At 57.3% G+C, this 18004-nt stretch carries 15 protein-coding genes; 6 read left to right on the top strand and 9 right to left on the bottom strand.

Features of this window, described 5'->3' with window-relative positions; translation table 11 throughout:
* The first annotated feature begins 328 nt into the window (after positions 1-328).
* Positions 329-1855, top strand: a complete 1527-nt coding sequence (locus tag AAIE02_RS19850; protein WP_213715329.1) for a peptide MFS transporter — start codon at positions 329-331, stop codon at positions 1853-1855.
* Positions 1856-1919: 64 nt separating this feature from the next.
* On the opposite strand, the gene AAIE02_RS19845 is transcribed toward AAIE02_RS19850, so the two are convergent.
* Entirely contained in the window at positions 1920-2756 is an 837-nt protein-coding gene (locus AAIE02_RS19845; protein ID WP_008458529.1) for an oxidoreductase, read from the bottom strand.
* A gap of 161 nt (positions 2757-2917) precedes the next feature.
* Here AAIE02_RS19845 and AAIE02_RS19840 point away from each other — a divergent pair, with 161 nt between their 5' ends.
* The gene (locus AAIE02_RS19840) at positions 2918-3859 is read left to right on the top strand and encodes an AraC family transcriptional regulator (protein WP_498533109.1); all 942 of its coding nucleotides are present in this window, start codon (positions 2918-2920) and stop codon (positions 3857-3859) included.
* Positions 3860-3864: 5 nt separating this feature from the next.
* On the opposite strand, the gene AAIE02_RS19835 is transcribed toward AAIE02_RS19840, so the two are convergent.
* Together AAIE02_RS19835 and AAIE02_RS19830 are read right to left on the bottom strand one after the other, a co-directional pair.
* Positions 3865-5133, bottom strand: coding sequence for a chloride channel protein (locus tag AAIE02_RS19835; RefSeq protein ID WP_498533108.1), 1269 nt, complete (start codon positions 5131-5133; stop codon positions 3865-3867).
* 120 nt (positions 5134-5253) lie between these two features.
* Positions 5254-6597 carry an MFS transporter gene (locus AAIE02_RS19830; RefSeq protein ID WP_498533107.1) on the bottom strand — a complete coding sequence of 448 codons (1344 nt, stop codon included), beginning with the start codon at positions 6595-6597 and terminating at the stop codon, positions 5254-5256.
* 130 nt (positions 6598-6727) lie between these two features.
* Between AAIE02_RS19830 and AAIE02_RS19825 the strand changes: the two genes are divergently transcribed.
* Positions 6728-7621 carry a LysR substrate-binding domain-containing protein gene (locus AAIE02_RS19825; protein WP_498533106.1) on the top strand — a complete coding sequence of 298 codons (894 nt, stop codon included), beginning with the start codon at positions 6728-6730 and terminating at the stop codon, positions 7619-7621.
* A gap of 174 nt (positions 7622-7795) precedes the next feature.
* On the opposite strand, the gene fabF is transcribed toward AAIE02_RS19825, so the two are convergent.
* From fabF to AAIE02_RS19805, 4 genes are read right to left on the bottom strand one after another with little or no spacing between them, the layout of a single operon-like run.
* A complete protein-coding gene (fabF, locus tag AAIE02_RS19820) occupies positions 7796-9079 on the bottom strand; it encodes a beta-ketoacyl-ACP synthase II (RefSeq protein ID WP_498533204.1) in 1284 nt (427 codons plus the stop codon).
* Positions 9080-9097: 18 nt separating this feature from the next.
* On the bottom strand, positions 9098-10660 hold the full coding sequence (locus AAIE02_RS19815) for a DHA2 family efflux MFS transporter permease subunit (protein WP_498533105.1): 1563 nt from the start codon (positions 10658-10660) through the stop codon (positions 9098-9100).
* Entirely contained in the window at positions 10657-11700 is a 1044-nt protein-coding gene (locus AAIE02_RS19810) for an HlyD family secretion protein (protein WP_498533104.1), read from the bottom strand. The genes AAIE02_RS19815 and AAIE02_RS19810 overlap by 4 nt, the downstream gene beginning before the upstream one ends.
* Complete coding sequence (locus AAIE02_RS19805; RefSeq protein WP_498533103.1) at positions 11700-12242, bottom strand: winged helix-turn-helix transcriptional regulator; 543 nt, start codon at positions 12240-12242, stop codon at positions 11700-11702. Before AAIE02_RS19805 ends, AAIE02_RS19810 begins: the two co-directional genes overlap by 1 nt.
* A 273-nt stretch (positions 12243-12515) precedes the next feature.
* Here AAIE02_RS19805 and AAIE02_RS19800 point away from each other — a divergent pair, with 273 nt between their 5' ends.
* On the top strand, positions 12516-13679 hold the full coding sequence (locus tag AAIE02_RS19800) for a methyl-accepting chemotaxis protein (protein WP_336709257.1): 1164 nt from the start codon (positions 12516-12518) through the stop codon (positions 13677-13679).
* 269 nt (positions 13680-13948) lie between these two features.
* Positions 13949-15499, top strand: a complete 1551-nt coding sequence (locus AAIE02_RS19795; protein ID WP_498533102.1) for a methyl-accepting chemotaxis protein — start codon at positions 13949-13951, stop codon at positions 15497-15499.
* 35 nt (positions 15500-15534) lie between these two features.
* Here AAIE02_RS19795 and AAIE02_RS19790 read toward each other — a convergent pair whose 3' ends face one another.
* A complete protein-coding gene (locus AAIE02_RS19790) occupies positions 15535-16146 on the bottom strand; it encodes a LysE family translocator (protein WP_008458507.1) in 612 nt (203 codons plus the stop codon).
* Between the two features lie 108 nt (positions 16147-16254).
* Here AAIE02_RS19790 and AAIE02_RS19785 point away from each other — a divergent pair, with 108 nt between their 5' ends.
* Positions 16255-16719 (top strand): Lrp/AsnC family transcriptional regulator, encoded by a 465-nt coding sequence (locus tag AAIE02_RS19785; RefSeq protein WP_008458505.1) that lies wholly within the window; start codon positions 16255-16257, stop codon positions 16717-16719.
* Positions 16720-16766: 47 nt separating this feature from the next.
* Here the strand turns inward: AAIE02_RS19785 and AAIE02_RS19780 are convergent, their stop codons facing one another.
* Complete coding sequence (locus AAIE02_RS19780) at positions 16767-17963, bottom strand: TCR/Tet family MFS transporter (protein ID WP_498533101.1); 1197 nt, start codon at positions 17961-17963, stop codon at positions 16767-16769.
* Between the last annotated feature and the right edge of the window lie 41 nt (positions 17964-18004).

Raw genomic sequence — 18004 nt, 5'->3', positions numbered from 1 at the left:
CGAGTGTTTCGTGAAAAAGCGCGATTAGTATTTAATCTTATGTTTTTAATGGGTTTTGTTTTTGTTTCTTTGAGATTTTCTTGTCAAGATAAAAGCGCATTTAATGAGATTTTTATCATGAAAAATGAGAGTTAAGTCGATTTTTAATCTAAAAAACCTCTATTAGACACTAAAGTTACTCTTCGTCCTGATGATATTTCAACGATCTACGCTAAAGTAGCCGCCGCTGGCTAACGACCAGCCTATGATTAAAAATCTGCAACCGAACGCCGGGAACGGGGTTTTATCAACACCGCATCAAAAAAAGATAACCTATGGGAGTTCACAGATGAGTCACTCTGCGACGAAAACAAAAACATTTTTCGGGCATCCGTATCCGTTAAGTTCGCTCTTCCTCACCGAAATGTGGGAACGTTTTTCTTTCTACGGGGTTCGCCCGCTGCTCATTCTGTTTATGAGCGCCGCGCTGCTTCAGGGCGGGATGGGGCTGCCGATTGAGCAGGCATCCGCCATTGTCGGGATCTTCGCCGGCGGTGTGTATATTACGTCTTTACCGGGTGGCTGGCTGGCCGATAACTGGCTCGGGCAGCGCCGCGCCGTCTGGTATGGCTCGCTGATTATTGCCCTCGGCCACCTCTCGATTGCGCTGTCGGCATTCGTGGGCAACACCTTCTTCTTTGTCGGCCTGCTGCTGATCGTCCTGGGAACCGGGCTGTTCAAAACCTGTATTACCGTCATGGTCGGGACGCTGTACAAAAAAGAAGATACCCGCCGCGACGGGGGCTTCTCGCTGTTTTACATGGGCATCAATATGGGCTCGTTTATTGCCCCGCTGATCATCGGCCCGCTGCATGAAAAATACGGCTGGCATATGGGCTTTGGCCTGGGTGGCTTAGGGATGCTGGTTGCGCTGTTCATCTTCCGCTTCTACGCCATTCCGCAAATGCGCCGCTACGACAAAGAAGTCGGCCTGGACTCCACCTGGAACCGCCCGACGACCGAGCGTAAAAACGTCGGTAAATGGGTGACGCTTGCCATGGCGCTGCTTGCCGGGCTGGTAGTGTTGATCGCCAACGGAACGATTCCGTTCAATCCGACGGTAATTGCGAAAAGCTCCGCCTACATCATTTCTACCTGCGTGGGCCTCTACTTCCTGTTTATGTTCTTCTTCGCGGGCTTAACCAGCAGCGAGCGTTCGCGCCTGCTGGCCTGCCTGATCCTGCTGATTGCGGCGGCGTTCTTCTGGTCTGCCTTTGAGCAGAAGCCGACCTCCTTCAACATCTTTGCGCGTGATTACACCGACCGCCAGATGGGCAGCTTTGAAATCCCGACGATCTGGTTCCAGTCGATCAACGCGCTGTTTATTATCCTGTTAGCCCCGGTCTTCAGCTGGTTCTGGCCGTCGCTGGCTAAGCGTAATTTGAACCCGAGCAGCATGACGAAATTCGTTATCGGCATTCTGTTTGCGGCGGCAGGTTTTGCGGTGATGATGGCGGCGGCAAACCAGGTGCTGGCGACGCAGAGCGGCGTGTCCCCGTTCTGGCTGGTAGGGAGCATCCTGCTGCTGACCCTCGGTGAGCTGTGTCTGAGCCCAATCGGCCTCGCGACCATGACGCTGCTGGCACCGCAGAAAATGCGCGGCCAGGTGATGGGGCTGTGGTTCTGCGCCAGCGCGCTGGGTAACCTGGCGGCGGGTATTATGGGCGGGCACATCAAAAAAGATCAGCTTAGCTCGATGCCGGAGCTGTTCTCCCACGTCTCTATCGCCCTGGTTATCTGCGCCGTTGTGCTGGCCGCGCTGATTATTCCGGTCAGAAACATGCTGAGAAACGCGGACGCCAACGAAGCCAAATAACGGTTTTTAAGCACCTGGCCCGGTAGCCTTTATGGGGTAGCGGGCCTTTTTATTTTGTGGGCCGCTACTGCACATCAGTCGAACGACTTACCGTTTCCCACGCCTCAATATCTGCTTCCATTCGCTCAAGCTTCTCTTTGACGAAGGTAACGGCGTCGCTGCCCAGGAGCAGGGTTGCCGGTGGATGAGGGCTGTCGATAAGCGCCAAAATTGCTTTGGCGGCTTTGATCGGATCGCCCGGCTGCTGCCCGCTGCGTTTCTGGCGCGCGTCGCGAATCGGGCCGAAGCTCTGGTCATAATCGCTGATGCTGCGAGGGCTTCGCACCATAGATCGCCCGGCCCAGTCGGTTCTGAAGGAACCGGGCTGCACGGCGGTCACCGCTATATTAAAAGGCAGGAGCTCTTTGCTCAGCGTTTCGGAGATGCCCTGCAGGGCGAATTTGCTGCCGCAGTAGTAGCTGATACCGGGCAGGGTGATAAAGCCGCCCATCGAAGTGATATTGATAATATGGCCCGTACGACGAGTGCGGAACCCAGGCAAAAAGGCTTTTATCATCGCGACGGCGCCAAATACGTTGACGTTGAACTGGTGAATCAGTTCGCTCATCGGGGATTCTTCCATCACCCCCTCGTGCCCGTAGCCTGCGTTGTTGACGAGTACATCAATAGCGCCAATCTCCTGTTCCACCGAAGCCGCCAGCGGGGCTGCGGCATCAAAGTCGGTGACGTCCAGAATTCGGGCAAAACACTTGCCGGGTGCCAGCGCCTCAAAGGCCTCCTTCGCCTGGTGATTACGCACGGTTCCAACCACGCGGTGTCCGGCTTTCAGGGCTTCTTCTGCCAGCGAACGGCCAAAGCCGCTGCTGACGCCGGTAATTAAAAATAACTTCGACTGGCTCATTATTATGTCCTCTGCTCATGGGAAGTAAATCGTAGGGCCGGAAGGACTGAGTGAGTAGCCTGGATCCTCTCTGATGTTTGCCTATTCCTATGAGGTGCCTGGACGAGGTGAGGTTTCACTGCCAGACTCTGCCAACATTTCCCTTAACCAGATGAACCGCTATGACAAACGCCAGCCTTCTGGCCAGTAAACAAATGGTTGAGCTTCTGGATCGGTTAACCCCGCATGAAGGCTACAATCTCACCGCGCTGAACGAAGTCCGTTTCTTACGCTCTAATCGCCCGCTGATGCGAACCCCGGTTCTTTATGAGCCCGGCATTGTGATTGTGGTGCAGGGGCGTAAACGGGGCTTTTTAGGTGAGGATGTCTATTTATATGATGCCCAGCACTACCTGATGGTTTCCGTGCCCGTGCCGTTCACCATGGAAACGGAGGCCAGCGCCGAAGAACCCATGCTGGCTATCTACATGAGGTTAGACTTTACGCTGGCTGCGGAGGTGATGCTCGCGCTCGATGGCCGAGGCATTGAGCTGGCCTGCGAGCCACGCAGCATGATGTCCAGCCCGATGGACGAAGCGATGAGCGCCTCCGTACTGCGTTTCCTCCAGGTGATGTCGACGCCGCTGGATGCCGATCTCTTGGGGCCTGCTATGATGCGGGAGATTTATTACCGGGTACTGACGGGCGCGCAGGGGCAGACGTTACGCAGCGCGCTGACGATGCAGGGGCAGTTTGGCAAAGTGGCGAAGGCGCTGCGCAAGCTTCATGCTGAATTTGATGCGCATCTGGACGTTGATGCTCTGGCAAAAGAAGCGGGCATGAGCGTGCCCACTTTCCACAGCCATTTCAAAGCGGTGACCAATACTTCCCCCATGCAATATCTCAAATCCACAAGGCTGCACCAGGCGAGATTGTTGATGCTGCGAAACGATCTGACCGCTTCGGCGGCCAGCGCCCGCGTGGGCTACGAAAGTGTGTCGCAGTTCAGCCGCGAATTTAAGCGTCTTTTTGGGCTCACGCCGCTTAACGAGGTGGCGCGCATGCGGCAGCATTTTTCCATGCCGGCCCCGCTTGCAGAGTCGGCATTTATCTCTTCCCACTGAAGAGGTTAGTACCGGTATTTCTTATCCAGAATTCGGCAGGTTGTATAAGCCCCGGCGGCGCAGAGCAGCGCGGGGGCAAAATAGCCGTGATCCATATGGGTAAACTCCATCACCAGCGCCACGGCGGTGATTGGCATCTGCATCGAAGCGGCTAAAAACGCCGCGCCACCGACCAGCGCAAAGCTGCCCACGTCCCCGCCAGGGAAGACAAACTGCCAGACCACCGCCAGCAGCAGGCTTAGCAAAGCGCCCACCGTTAAGCCCGGCGTCAGCAGCCCACCCTCAGCGCCGCCTCGCAGGACGGCGAGGATCACCAGCATTTTCAGCGCCAGCAAAATCGCCGCGAAGTTAAAGCTCAGGCCGTTGCTGATGGCAAGCTGCATCGGGCCTTTGCCGTTGCCTGGCAACTGCGGGAACCACAGGCTAAGCACGGCCAGCAGCGCAAAGGCCAGCAGGCAAAATACCGGCATCTGCCAGTTAGTTTTTACCTGCGTTCTCACGCTTGTTGTCGCCTTGCGGAACAGCCAGGCTGCATAACCGAGCAGCGGGCTGGCAACAATGGCCCAGGCGATAAACGCGTGGGGAAGCGAAAAAGAAGCGAAGTGATACTGCGACTCATCCCCCAGCCCCAGCGTGGCGACCCAGGCCGCTACTGCCGAAGTGATAACCGCCGCCAGCGCTTTCTCCCAGCTGAACGAGATCAGCAGCACTTCCAGCGTGAACAGCGCTCCGGCAAGGGGCACGTTATACACCGCCGCCAGGCCCGCGCCCGCGCCGCAGGCAATCAGCGTCCGGGTTTCATCCGGCTGCAGGCTGAACTTCTGGGCAAGGAGCCCGGCCGCCAGCGCGCCCATTTCCCGAGGGGCCACTTCACGCCCGAGAGGGGAACCCAGCGCAACGGTAATGATTTGCAGCAAAGCATGAACAGTGGTGGTGCCCGTAGGCATAGGCACGGCAGGATTTGACACGGCGGCAGCGATAGACACTCTTTTCTTGCCGTAACGCGCGAGCAGCCACCAGCCAAACCCGGCGACGGCCCCGCCGCCAAGAATCGCCGCGACCCGGCGTAAATGCGTGGCGTCCGTCACGCCCTCAAGGAATGTCTCGCTCCCAACCAGTTGGTCAATGCTGTAGCCAAAAGCCAGGTGCTGAATGGCGTGTAAAATCAGCGCGAGAAGCATCCCCGCGATGCCGGCAAGAATGCCGGTAAGTACGACCGCAATCAGGCGCACAAGGTAGTGTTTAGCGTCAGCCTGGTCAGCTTGCTGGGTCATATTGGGATCCTTAACGCGGGAAAATTCGATGATAAGGGAGAAGAATTAAACAGTTAGTATAAATGTAGCATTCATCCGGCCCGAATCTCTCTCTCCTTTACCCGCGCGGATTGCCCTTGTTTAACTCGCTTTCTGGCATGCCGCAAGCAGCATGCCTGCCACAGCGGCAGCGCCCAGCAGCCGGAAAGCCGTTGCCCACTGTGTTATATCGGGAGCCTGCCCGAGCGCGACGGAAAGCACCGCCAGCATCATTGCCCCGGCCATATACTGGCTGGTGGCCATCAGGGCGCTGGCGCGTCCCTGTTGATCAAGCGGGGTGGATGACAGCCCCACGGCGAACATCGCCGGGAAGATGAGCCCGTGGCCAAGCCCGCTTAACGCGATACCACTGATAAATACTGCAGACAGCGGGGACGCCACCCCGACGGACAGCAGCCCCAGCCCCAGTGCCGAACAGGCAAACCCGACGGCCAAAACCGTGGCGCTGGCGTAACGGGCCGTCAGGCGGGTAAAAAGAGTATTGCCCGCGACGATTAATAGCGCGAGCGGCGTGAACATCAGCCCGGTGGTAACGGCATCCTGCTGCAGCGTCTGCTGCCAGAATAGCGTCATGGCATAAAACTGGCTTCCCACGCTTGCCATATAACAGGCGCTGCTGAGCCAGCCCGTTTGCAGGCCCGGCAGAGCGCGAAGCGAGCGGGCCAGTAAAGGCTGAGGGGCGTAGCGCTCGTGCAGAATAAACAGGATCCCCATGGCAATGGCGAAGCGGTTGGCAACATAGTCAGGCTGCCCGGTTTCGCCATAGCGCATCAGCGCCCAGACCAGTGCCCCGGCGGCGAAGCACCCGACCAGCGACCCGATGCCCGTCTGCTGTTTTTCGCCCTGCGTGCTGAGCGGGAGATAATCCCGGCGAACCAGCCACAGCGCAAGCAGCCCCGGCGGAATGTTAATAAAGAAAATGGTTCGCCAGTCCAGCGCGGCCAGGATCCCGCCCAGTATCACGCCCGCAACCAGGCCCAGCGCGCCGATGGCGCTCCATATCGCCAGCGCCCGTCGGTGCGCCTCGCCGTGAAACCGCTGCGCCATCAGCGCCAGTACCGCAGGCTGCAACAACGCTGCCGCCATCCCTTGTCCGCAGCGGGCAATGAGCAGCAGCGTGCCGCCCTGTGCCAGCCCACCAACCGCTGACGAGAGTAAAAACAGCGCCATGCCGAAGCTGAACATCCGGCGTGCCCCCAGCCGGTCGCAGAGGCTGCCGCCCGCCAGCAAGAGGGCGGCAAACGTCAGGCCATACAGGGAAACCACCCACTGCATCTCGCTGAGAGAAAGATTCAGGCTCTGCGCCAGCGTGGGGAGCGCGACGTAGACAATTGCATAGTCCAGCGCAATCAGCGCCTGTGCAATGCCGGGCGCGTATAAAGCGCGCCAGGACCCGGCGGCGGGTATCGCATAAGTTTGTGTCATCGACGTTTCCTGCTATTTTCTCTTTGATGAATCATTTTCATCATTTGATGAGCGTGAATAACAGGCTACGCCTTTGTTTATGGTGCAATCAAAATCATATAATTCAGCCAAGGATGAGTTAAATTCACTCATGAAAAGTCGTCGACTCCCGCCACTCACGGCCATTCGGGCCTTTGATGCCGTGGCACGCCACGCCAGCTTTAAAGCGGCAGCGGAAGAAATTGGCGTGACGCCCACCGCCATCAGCCACCAAATTCGCCTGCTGGAAGATTCGCTGGAGCAGCGATTATTCACTCGCTCTGCTCGGGGCGTGGCGCTGACTGCGGCGGGGGAGATTCTGTTTCGCGCCTCCGGAAACATGTTCACCATGCTGCGCGAGGCCGTTGAGTCCATAGCTACAATATCTCAGCCCGGCACGCTCACGCTCAGCACTACTTCGAACTTCCTGACTAACTGGCTGGTGCCGCGTTTACCGTCTTTACATCAGCAGCATCCCTCGCTGGAGCTGCGCTTTCACAGCGGCGTAGCGCTGGCCGATCTCCACGGAAAAATGGCGGACTGTGCGGTGCGTTACAGCATGCAGGCCGACGAATCTCTCGACAGCACGCTGCTGCATAGCGACAGCTTTGTGCTGGTGGCAAGCCCGCAGCTAAAGCTCAGGAGCGTGAAGGATCTCGCGGGGATGACGCTGTTGCATATTGATAACCGGCATGTGCCCAGCCCTGAACCCAGCTGGCAGCACTGGAAATCCGTCTTTGGGCCTGAAGATTTGGATGTGCAGAGCGGCATTCATTTTGACGACGAAACTCATGCGATTCAGGCGGCGATAGCCGGGCAGGGGATCTTGCTGGCAAGCGAGCTATTGATTCGCCGGGCGTTGCAGCAGGGCTTGCTGCATATTGCGCTGCCGGGCGCGCTGCCTGGGGCGAACTATTATTTTGTGACCAGCCACGAAAAGGCCCGGAGAGAAGATGTGCGGCAGGTTAGGGCGTGGTTGCAGCAGGTGTTTGAGGCAGGTGGCTGATGATTGCCCCTCACCCTATCCCTCTCCCCAAAGGGGAGAGGGGATTGGAGCGAGTTTGGTTTCTCCCCTTTCCCCGGAGCGTACAGGAGGGATGAGGGGGACTGGATCGAGCAGAGATTTTCCGTCAGTTTTCCCCCTCTCCCTTCCAGGGAGAGGGCCGGGGTGAGGGTCTTGTTATTCCCCGGATTCCCACCGTTTCAACAGCAGGCTTGCATTCACGCCGCCAAAACCAAACCCGTTCGACAGCGCATAGTGCAGCGTCTGCGGCCGGGCGGTAAGCGCCACCAGATCCAGCCCGGCCGCCTCTTCATCGGGGTGATGCAGATTCAGCGTCGGCGGCACAACCTGGTCACGCAATGCCTGAATAGTAAATATAGCCTCGATGCCGCCCGCCGCGCCCAGCAGGTGGCCGGTGGCGGATTTCGTTGACGTCACAGCCACCGGATGCGTGCCGAAAAGCGCTTTAATCGCCGCCAGCTCGCCTTTGTCGCCGACCTGCGTCGAGGTTGCGTGCGCGTTGATATGGTCAACATCCGCGGCTGCAATACCGGCCTGGCGAAGGGCCGCCTCCATTGCTCGCCTTGCGCCGTTGCCGTCTTCCGGCCCGGCGGTCAAATGCCAGGCATCCGCGCTGGTGCCGTACCCGACCAGCTCAGCCAGCGGCGTTGCGCCACGAGCCATGGCGTGTTCCAGGGATTCAATCACGATAAGCCCGGCGCCTTCGCCCATCACAAAACCGTCCCGGTCACGGTCGAACGGGCGTGAGGCGGCTTCGGGATTGTCGTTGGAGGCGGTAGACAGCGCGCGTGCGGCAGCAAATCCGGCCAGGCTGACGCGGTGAATGGCCGCTTCTGCGCCGCCGCAAAGGGCAATATCAGCCTCGCCACTGCGGATCAAACGGGCGGCATCGCCAATGGCCTGGGCTCCGGCGGCACAGGCGGTCACCGGGGCACCAATCGGCCCACGAAAGCCGTGCGCAATGGACACATGCCCGGCGGCCAGGTTGGCGAGGAAAGAGGGGATGGTAAACGGCGACAGGCGACGTGGCCCGCGCTCGTCCGTGGTGCGCACTGCATTGGCTATTTCGCTGAAGCCGCCGATCCCGGTGGCAATCACCGTTGCGGTACGATCTTTCTCTTCCTGCGAAGCTGGAGACCAGCCCGCCTGGGCGAGCGCTTCATGGGCGGCAACCAGTGCAAACTCGATGAACCGATCCATCTTTTTACGTTCTTTGGCGGGGATCGTCGCCAGCGGATCAAAGCCGTGCTCAGGATCCTGTTCTACGGACGGCACCTGACCGGCCACTTTGCAGGGGATATCTGCCACGATGTTTTCATCCAGCGCCGAGATGCCGGATTTTCCCGCCAGCAGCGACCGCCAGACATGCTGCACGCCACAGCCCAGCGGGCTGACGATACCCATGCCCGTGACCACAATCCTTTTCGCTGAAACGCCCATCATTATTCTCCTGAAATATCAGTGTGGCTGCGGCTTTTTCATTAACGGAACCAGCATCGCAGCAATCAAAAAACCTATCATGATCAGGTAAAAAGCATCCGAAAATGCCTGAGTTCGTGCCTCGCGCAGTGCCAGAGAGGACAAGTTTTTTAGCGCCCCGCTGGTGGCGGCATCCGGGGACAGACCCTGCGCGGCTAGGCCGGCGGCGCTGCGCTGGACAAAATCCGTCATCGCGAGGTTAGCGGTATTGAGATGGTCGGCCAGGCGGCTGTAGTGCAGGTTGGTTCTGTCATTCAACACCGTGCCGCACAGCGCAATGCCGATAGCGCCGCCGAGGTTACGCATCAAGTTGAACAGCCCGGAGGCAAGCTTAAGCCGCGCGGGCGGCAGGCTGCCCAGCGTTAACGTTACCGTAGGCGCGACGGCGAACTGCTGCGCAAGGCCGCGAAACGCCTGCGGCAGCAGCAGTTGGTCCGCGCCCCAGTCGTGGGTGATCGGCACGAAGCTGTACATCGAAATGGCAAAGCCGATCAGCCCGGCCATCAGCAGCCAGCGGAGATCCACGCGGTTTGCCAGCCAGGCATAAAAGGGAATCGACATCACCTGGAACAGGCCAGTGGAAAACACCGCCAGGCCGATTTCCAGCGCGCTAAAGCCGCGTACGCTGCCGAGATACAGCGGCGTTAAATAGATCGTGGCGAAAATGCCCACCCCGGCCATAAACGAGAAATAGCAGCCGAGGCTAAAGGTTCTGTCCTTGAGCGCCCGCAGGTCCATCACCGGCTGGGCGTGGCGCAGCGTTCGAATAATAAAGGCGATGCCGCACAGCAGCGCTATCCAGCCGGTTGTGGCGATGGTGTTGTCATCAAACCAACCCCAGCGCGGGCCTTCTTCCAGCGTATATTCCAGGCAGCCTAGCGAGGCCGCCAGCAGCAAAATACTGAAATAGTCCGCACCGCGCAGCAGCGAGAAATCAGGACTATCCACCTTCACCAGCAGCGGCACGGCGACGGCGATATAAATCCCCGGGATGACGTTAATAAAGAACAGCCAGTGCCAGTTAAAGTTCTCGGTGATCCAGCCGCCGACGGTGGGGCCAAGCGTCGGAGCCAGCGAAGCAAGGCCGCCGATGGTCGCGGCGGCAATAACGCGCTGTTTGCCCTGAAAGAAAGCGAAGGCGGTGGTAAACACCAGCGGGATCATCGAGCCGCCCGCCAGCCCTTGCAGGGCACGGAAGGCAATCATGCTTTGAATATTCCACGCCCAGCCGCAGAGCAGGCTCATCAGGGTGAAGCCTGCCGCCGAGGCGGCAAACAGCCAGCGGGTGGACATCACCCGCGCCAGCCACCCGGACAGCGGAATAATAATGATCTCGGCGATCAGGTAGCTGGTTTGCACCCAGACAGTTTCATCATCCCCAGCCGAAAGGCCGCCGCCGATATCCCGCAGCGACGCGGAGACGATTTGGATATCAATCAGCGCAATAAACATCCCGACGCACATGCTGGCAAAAGCGAAGATCTTTTTTGCCATTGGCATAGAGATGCCCTGCGGCATCGGTGCGGCCTGGGCGGTGCTCATCGCGTGCTCTTTTGATCGACGGTAACGATGACCGACAGCCCCGGACGAAGCACATCCAGTTTTGCGCCGTCACCTTCCAGCGCTATCCGCACCGGAACCCGCTGAACGATTTTGGTGAAGTTCCCCGTGGCGTTTTCCGCCGGAAGAATGCTGAACCGGGAGCCGGTCGCCGGAGAGACGCTGGCAACGTGGCCCTTAAAGGTGTGGTTCGGCAGCACGTCGGCCACCACGGTCACCGGTAAACCGGCTCGCATGTGCGCCAGCTGGTTTTCCTTGAAGTTGGCATCGACCCAAAGCCCCTGGGAAGGCACCAGCGAGAGTAGCTGCGTGCCGCTGGTCACGAAGGAGCCGGTCCACGCGCGGCGGTTACCGATCACGCCGTCGAACGGGGCGCGAATTTCGGTATAGCTGAGATTCAGCTTCGCCATCGCCAGGTTAGCCTGCGCCTGTTCCAGCGCGGCCTGGGTTTGTTTTTCACGGGCATCAAGCACCGCGAGCTGGCGCTGGGCGACGGCTTTGTCGGCCAGGGCTTTGCTTTGTTCCGCTCGCGCCCGGCGATAATCCGCCGAGGCGTTGTCGCGTATCTGGGCTGAAATGGCGCTCGAGGCTTCCAGGGCGTTATAGCGGCGGTTGTCGTTGGCCGTTTTGTCCGTTGCCGCCGCCGCTGCCGCTAAAGAAGCGGTGGAACCTTCAATCGTTGCCTGCTGTAGCTGGCGCGTGGCGGCGATATCCGCCAGCGCAGCCTGCTGGGCGGCAACTTCCCCAAGGGCTTTCGCCAGCGCGGCCTGGTAATCACGATCGTCAATGCGGATCAGCAGGTCGCCTTTTTTCACCGCCGTGTTGTCCTGCACCGCAATCTGTTGAATGTAGCCGGAGACTTTGGTTGAAATAGCGCTGATATCCCCGCCGATGTAGGCGTCGTCAGTCGACTGAATAAAACGCCCGCTGTGCCACCACCATGCACCATAGCCTGCGGCCGCCAACACCGCGGCACCAAGTACGGTTAGAGTAATCAATTTTTTCTTATGGGCGGCGTTCATTACTGGGGTTCTCTGTACGGTTCTGGCTGGAATTTAAGCCCGGCGTCGCCGGCGTGTTTACGCTGCAGGTAGTCGTGGCGGTATTTCATCATCGGTGAGGCCGCCGGACCCGGCACCATGGCGTATTTTCCAGGCTCAATCAGCTCGCCGGTTTCTTTATCGGTAAGAATGGGCTCTACCGGGCGCTGGGTTTTGCGCTCAACCAGCTGCATCTGACGCCCTTCGGGCGCGAAGTGGCGGTTGCCCCATTCCGCCAGTGCCAGAATCACCATGCGGAAATCACGCCCGCTTTGGGTGAGGTGATATTCGTAGCGCGGCGGCGAGCTGCTGTAGCAAACCTTCTCCAGTAAGCCATCATCAACCAGCTCTTTCAGGCGGCGCGAAAGAATATTGGGCGCCACGTTGCTGCTCTTCTGAAATTCATCGAAGCGGGTAAAACCGGCCAGGGCATCCCGCAGGATCATGATGCTCCAGCTGTCGCCGATACGGCCAAGACTGCGGGCAATGGGGCAGGGAGCGCTGCACAGAGGTTCGTTTTTCATGGTTCGATCCGGGGGCGGGGTTATCGTCTGGTGACAAATTGGCATAGTGACTTTCAAAATGCAAGTTACTAAATGCAGCGCTGATGAAAGTGACTTGATCGTAACGTCACGGATATATTCAGAAAGGCGTCGTTCTTAAACGAAAAGTGCGGATTTAAAATCTTTTCAGTTGACTTATGTCGGCGTTAAATTCTGATTTATTTTATGGGATGGCTTTTCCATAAATCCAGGTAATAAATAATATACCCGCCCAAGTCTCGCACAGGATTACCTATGCTTAAGAATGCCAGCGTTCGAAGCGTTATTGTCTATTTTTTGGCAATATCCTTTTTAGTTATAGATTTCTTAGCATTTGCTTTATCAGCTAGCGTGCTTGTTTTAGCCATGCTTAATATTGCCTGGGTTGTCTTACTCTTCTCCCTGTGGACGTATATGACGATATATCTTGTACGGCCCATTAATAACGTTAAGCGGAGCATTGACGAAATTAATTCGGGGAATTTATCGGTGCATATCCCTGAGTTTGGTAATAATTGTGCCGGACGATTGATTCCGGGCATAAATACGCTTTCCGCCGAAATTACTACCCTGGTAATGGATATTCGCAAGTCGTCCCAGTCGGCCAAAGCGCTTTCTGAAAGCCTGGCGCACCAGAGCGCCACGCTGTCGGTGAAAACCGAGCAGCAGTCGGCGATGCTGATTCAGACGGCATCGAGCATGGAACAGATTTCCGCCGGGACAAAAAACAATGCCGACAGCACCCGTGAGCTGAGCGATATCACCAGCGGCGCGCACCGTTCGGCCAACCACGGCAGTGACCTGATGCAGAAGCTGACCAGCAACATGACCTCAATCACCGACTGCGCCAACAAGATGACGGAAATCATTACCATCATCGACAGCATTGCCTTCCAGACCAATATCCTGGCGCTGAACGCTGCGGTGGAAGCCGCCCGCGCCGGGGAACACGGCAAAGGCTTTGCGGTGGTGGCCGGTGAAGTCAGAAATCTGGCGCATAAAAGCTCGGAATCGGCCAAGAACATTAAGTCGTTAATTGATATCACCAACCAAAACGTTCTGCAGGGCGCAAGCCTGGTCTCCGAAGCGGAAAAAAATATGAAGGATATTGTTTCTGGTTCAGAAAATATCGACGCGCTGATGGGGCATATTTTTATCTCCACCAACGAACAGGAAAAAGGTATTCAGCAAATTACCACGGCGCTCTCCGAACTGGAGAAAGTCACCCAGGGGAACGTAGCGGTGGTGGAAGAGCTGGCCGGATCTTCAGAAGTGCTGAATAAACAAGTGTTCGAGCTGGAAAAAAGAACCAGCAGCCTGCATTTGGGGGCAAGCGATGAGGCAAGCGTAATATTATCGCCCCAGCTGGCACCGCGCCGGGCGTTAAAAAGAGAAGAGGAACACTGGCAGGCGTTTTAATCTTTAACTTTAGAGCAAATAATAAAAGGCTCCGACGCATGAATATGCCGGGGCCTTTTATTTTTCAATGACTTCTTCATTGTGATGCAGATCACATTAAAGCATTGCTTCGGGCCAAAATGCTGCTTTATCGACCGTTCCCCCCTGGTTTTTGCCTGCAGAAATAACCGTGACCTCCGATATCGGTTAACAACGTGGTTACAAAACACGCCATTCCCTCGCGCCAGGCGCCGGGGGCACACCGGGATGTGGTTTTCTAAGGAACGAGAATGAAACTAAGTAATTTGCGTGTAGGCGTCAGGCTGAGCGGCGGTTTTTTTCTGCTGTTGTTTTTAATGATTCTGATGGGGATCGGCGCCAGCCTGTTCAGCCGGAACAATGTTCACGCCGTCGATGAGATGATTAACCAGCATTTGCTGAAGGAAAGGCTGGTCGAGGAATGGCTGGCGCAGGTCGACAAGAGCAGCGGGAACGCTATCGCGGCAATGGGAACTGAAAATGCGATGCTGCGTAAGAATCTGCTCGCCAGCATTGCGCAGAATTCGGCGGTCACCACCCGAGTCCAGTCCCAGCTCACATCTTTGATTGCGTTGGAAACCGGCAAACACCTGCTGGCGAATCTTGTCCCCCTGCGTGAAAAATATTTGCAAGTTTGTTCCGAAGGGTTGGCCCGGGCTGAGCGGAGCGAACATGAGGGCATGGATAGCTATATCTCGGAACGTTTTATTCCGATAAGCGAAGAATATCGGCAGGGGCTGCAGGCTCTGCTGGATTTCCAAAAACAGCTTATCGATAACACGCATGCCAGCATTCAGAAAAACTCCCGTAATAATGAGCTGCTCATGTTGCTGCTAGTGGCGCTGGGTGTGGCGCTGGGAGCGGCAACGGCCTGGTACATAACCCGCAGTATTACGCATCCGCTGCTGCAGGCCGTTAACGTTGCCGGCAGAGTGGCGCAGGGCGATCTCACCGCCAAAGTGCATGTGCATGCGAAGGACGAGCTGGGGCAGCTCATGCATTCATTGCAGGAAATGATTACTTCGCTTGGGAGTACGGTTAGGAACGTCAGCAGCGGGGCGGAAAGTATTGCCCTGGCAGCGGATGAAATTGATGCCGGGAACCAGGATCTCGCCTCACGAACAGAGGAACAGGCGGCTAGCGTCGAACAAACTGCCGCGACCTTAGAGCAGCTAACGTCGACGATCAAGAGCACCGCCAGTCATGCCCATCGGGTGAATGCGCTGTTTAATGAGTCCGGAGAAATGGTCAAGGCCAACAGCGAACGTATGCACGTGGTGGCCGATGCCATGGGCGAAATCCATGCTGATGCAGGCCGGATGACCGATATCATTGCGGCCATTGAAGGAATTGCTTTCCAGACAAATATCCTGGCATTAAATGCCGCCGTTGAGGCTGCCAGAGCCGGTGAACAGGGGCGCGGTTTTGCCGTGGTAGCCGGGGAAGTGAGAACGCTGGCGCAGAGAAGTTCGGCCTCCGCGAAAGAGATTCGTGACATCATTAGCGCGTCCGTGAACAAAATCACCGATGGCCGTAAGCTGGTCACGGAAGCGGATGAGGGCATGCAGGAAATCGTTGAAAACGTTGCCCGCGTGCGGCAGCTGGTGGATGAAATTGCCCGTGCGAGTCATGAGCAAAGCGACGGCATCGCGCAAATTAATGCTGCGATGGGGCAGATCGATACCACCACTCAGCAAAACGCCTCCCTGGTTGAGCAGTCCTCCGCGGCCAGCGGTTCCCTGAAGGAACAATCCGGCTTGTTGCTCAACAGTATTCGTGTCTTCACCCTACATCAGGCGTAGTTCCTCAGAGGCAGGTATCCTGCCTCCTTTTTTCGCTATTTCAACTGCTCGTAAATCAGCAGCAGCGCAATGATTACCATGAGGACACCCGAAAGCATACTCACCCTGCGAGCGGCCTGAGGGCGGGTGCTTAAGAGGGCTCTTGAACCGTAACCAATCAAGAGATAAATCAGGGTACAGGTCACCAGGTGCATCGCACCCAGAGCGGACATCTGCTGCGCCACTGACCACTTCCCCTGGGGATCGGTAAACTGCGGTAAAAGGGCCAGAAAAAGCAGAAACACTTTCGGATTCAGGCCGCTGATACACATCCCTTTGATGGCCCACTGTTGCCAGTTGCCGTTGTTCTGAGCGGCGGCGTTCAGCCCGGGAGGGCTGCGCAAAATAGTGAGGCCAAGCCAGAGCAAATAGAGCGCACCCAGCAGCGTGAGGACGGATAAAGCGAGTGGATGTCCGGCGAGCAGAACCCCCACGCCGGCAACAACAATGATTGTCGCGATAGCATGGCCCGACATCAGTCCGGCCACGGCAGGAATAATTCTGCGGCCATTGATTCCGGCGCTGATAGTGTAAGCCCAGTCAGCCCCTGGGGTGATGATTAGCAGGAACGAAACCAGCCAGAATCCTGCGGCAAGGCTCATCGCCATGATGGTATTTCTCTCTTGGATAACGGGAAAGAAAGAATACGGTTAATCCCCGGCAATGGGCTTTCAATGTTATGCTCAAAACTCTTGTTAAAAGAGAGAATATTCCAAATGGATAGCGTAGACAGAAAAATTCTTGCTGAACTCCAGGCCGATGGGCGTCTGTCCATTACCGACCTGGCCGAGCGGGTTAACCTCAGCCTCTCGCCGTGCCATCGTCGGCTCAGAGCGCTGGAGCAAGAGGGGGTCATTACGGGCTATCGGGCTAACCTTGACCCGGGCAAGATGGGCTTTAATTTTGTGGCTCTGGTCTTTGCGACGCTCAAAGAAGGGGACAGAAAGGCCGTCAGCGCGTTTGAAGAAGCTGTGGAAGATATCCCGCAAATTGTGCTGGCGCAGAGACTGTTTGGCGACCCGGACTATCTGATGCAGGTCGTAACCCGGGACCTGCCTTCGTTCCAGGCGCTGTATGACAGAAAACTATCGGCCATGCCCGGTGTGCAGCATCTCCGTTCGACGCTGGTGATGAAAACCGTGGTACAGGACAGGCCCTTTCCGCTGGAGAAGTTAAAATAGGCCTGCATGTTACGATGTGATTTTTCCGCCATCGCTCTCTGGCTGCTTTATGGGCTTATTGGCTGTATTTCACTTTTGCCGCGGGTGCTGAACAACACCAGCGGCACGGCAACGGCGTACACCACAATCACCGACAGCCAGATAGCGCCTGGCCACGAATCCTGCACCACAAAGTAGAAGCTTGAGAAGCCCAGCGGGGCAATGATAGACGCGAGGCTGACCGCCGAGGCCAGAATTCCCTGCAACTGGCCCTGGCTGGCTTCATCTACCCTCCGGGTGGCTAGCGCCTGCAGGGCCGGGGCGCCAACGCCGCCCAGCCCGAACAGCGGCATAATCACAAACACCTGCCAGCCTGCTTGCACAAAGGCCAGCATCGTCAGCGCAATACACGAGCTACAAATGCCAAACAGCACCGCGCCGCGCTCCCCCAGCCAGCGGGTTATCGGGCCGGGAAGCAGCGCCTGCGTCAGCGTCTGGCAGATGCCATAAGCGCCGAGAGAAAGCCCAATCCACAGCCCGTTCCAGCCGAAAGTATCGGTCCCCCAAAGCGCCCAGCAGGTGCCGTACACTTCGCCGGTTGCGCTCAGAATGAAAAAGACCATCGCAATAGGGATTAGCCCTTTCAGGGTGAAAATGCGGCGCAGAGGCTGCAGGGGATTGAGTACGGCAAAGCTGAACCGTTGGCGGGCGGGTTCGCGGGATTCCGGCAGCATAAACAGCGCCATCAGCAGGTTAACGGTGTTTAGCACGGCAGCCGCAATAAACGGCAGCCGCACCCAGGCATCGCCCAACAGGCCGCCAAGCACCGGGCCGATGATAAACCCGGCCCCAAACATGGCGTTAAACAGCCCGAAGCGACGGGCGCGTTTATCCGCCGGAGTGACGTCGGTGATGTAAGCCATCGCCACCGAGACGTTCGCGCTGGTCAACCCGGCGATAGCGCGGCCCAGCAGCAGCATCCACAGGTGCGGGGCGAAGGCCATGATCAAATAATTCACGGCGGCCCCGATAAGGGATACGAGCAGCACGGGGCGGCGACCATAGTTGTCGCTCAGCGCCCCCAGCAGCGGGGCGAAAACAAACTGCATCAGGGCATACAGCGCGGTCATGATGCCGATCCAGTGGGCGATATCCGAGGTGTGCGTTACCTCTTCCAGCAGGCGCGGCAGAATCGGAAAGATCAGGCCGATGCCGACGGCATCCAGGCAAATGGTGGAGAAAATGACAACCAGCGCTTTGTTCATGTTTACCTGTACTAAGTACCAATATATACTCAGTACATAAT

It is taken from the genome of Cedecea sp. Ae19-4, assembly GCF_059801165.1.
This window is presented reverse-complemented; position numbering and strand designations above follow the sequence as displayed.

What these genes read in the sequence shown, in the direction of transcription:
- AAIE02_RS19795 (WP_498533102.1), top strand. Translation starts at nt 13,949, where the DNA reads ATGAAACTAAGTAATTTGCGTGTAGGCGTCAGGCTGAGCGGCGGTTTT.
- AAIE02_RS19850 (WP_213715329.1), top strand. Translation starts at nt 329, where the DNA reads ATGAGTCACTCTGCGACGAAAACAAAAACATTTTTCGGGCATCCGTAT.
- AAIE02_RS19845 (WP_008458529.1), bottom strand. Translation starts at nt 2,756, where the DNA reads ATGAGCCAGTCGAAGTTATTTTTAATTACCGGCGTCAGCAGCGGCTTT.
- fabF (WP_498533204.1), bottom strand. Translation starts at nt 9,079, where the DNA reads ATGGGCGTTTCAGCGAAAAGGATTGTGGTCACGGGCATGGGTATCGTC.
- AAIE02_RS19805 (WP_498533103.1), bottom strand. Translation starts at nt 12,242, where the DNA reads ATGAAAAACGAACCTCTGTGCAGCGCTCCCTGCCCCATTGCCCGCAGT.
- AAIE02_RS19840 (WP_498533109.1), top strand. Translation starts at nt 2,918, where the DNA reads ATGACAAACGCCAGCCTTCTGGCCAGTAAACAAATGGTTGAGCTTCTG.
- AAIE02_RS19780 (WP_498533101.1), bottom strand. Translation starts at nt 17,963, where the DNA reads ATGAACAAAGCGCTGGTTGTCATTTTCTCCACCATTTGCCTGGATGCC.
- AAIE02_RS19825 (WP_498533106.1), top strand. Translation starts at nt 6,728, where the DNA reads ATGAAAAGTCGTCGACTCCCGCCACTCACGGCCATTCGGGCCTTTGAT.
- AAIE02_RS19830 (WP_498533107.1), bottom strand. Translation starts at nt 6,597, where the DNA reads ATGACACAAACTTATGCGATACCCGCCGCCGGGTCCTGGCGCGCTTTA.
- AAIE02_RS19790 (WP_008458507.1), bottom strand. Translation starts at nt 16,146, where the DNA reads ATGGCGATGAGCCTTGCCGCAGGATTCTGGCTGGTTTCGTTCCTGCTA.
- AAIE02_RS19785 (WP_008458505.1), top strand. Translation starts at nt 16,255, where the DNA reads ATGGATAGCGTAGACAGAAAAATTCTTGCTGAACTCCAGGCCGATGGG.
- AAIE02_RS19800 (WP_336709257.1), top strand. Translation starts at nt 12,516, where the DNA reads ATGCTTAAGAATGCCAGCGTTCGAAGCGTTATTGTCTATTTTTTGGCA.
- AAIE02_RS19815 (WP_498533105.1), bottom strand. Translation starts at nt 10,660, where the DNA reads ATGAGCACCGCCCAGGCCGCACCGATGCCGCAGGGCATCTCTATGCCA.
- AAIE02_RS19810 (WP_498533104.1), bottom strand. Translation starts at nt 11,700, where the DNA reads ATGAACGCCGCCCATAAGAAAAAATTGATTACTCTAACCGTACTTGGT.
- AAIE02_RS19835 (WP_498533108.1), bottom strand. Translation starts at nt 5,133, where the DNA reads ATGACCCAGCAAGCTGACCAGGCTGACGCTAAACACTACCTTGTGCGC.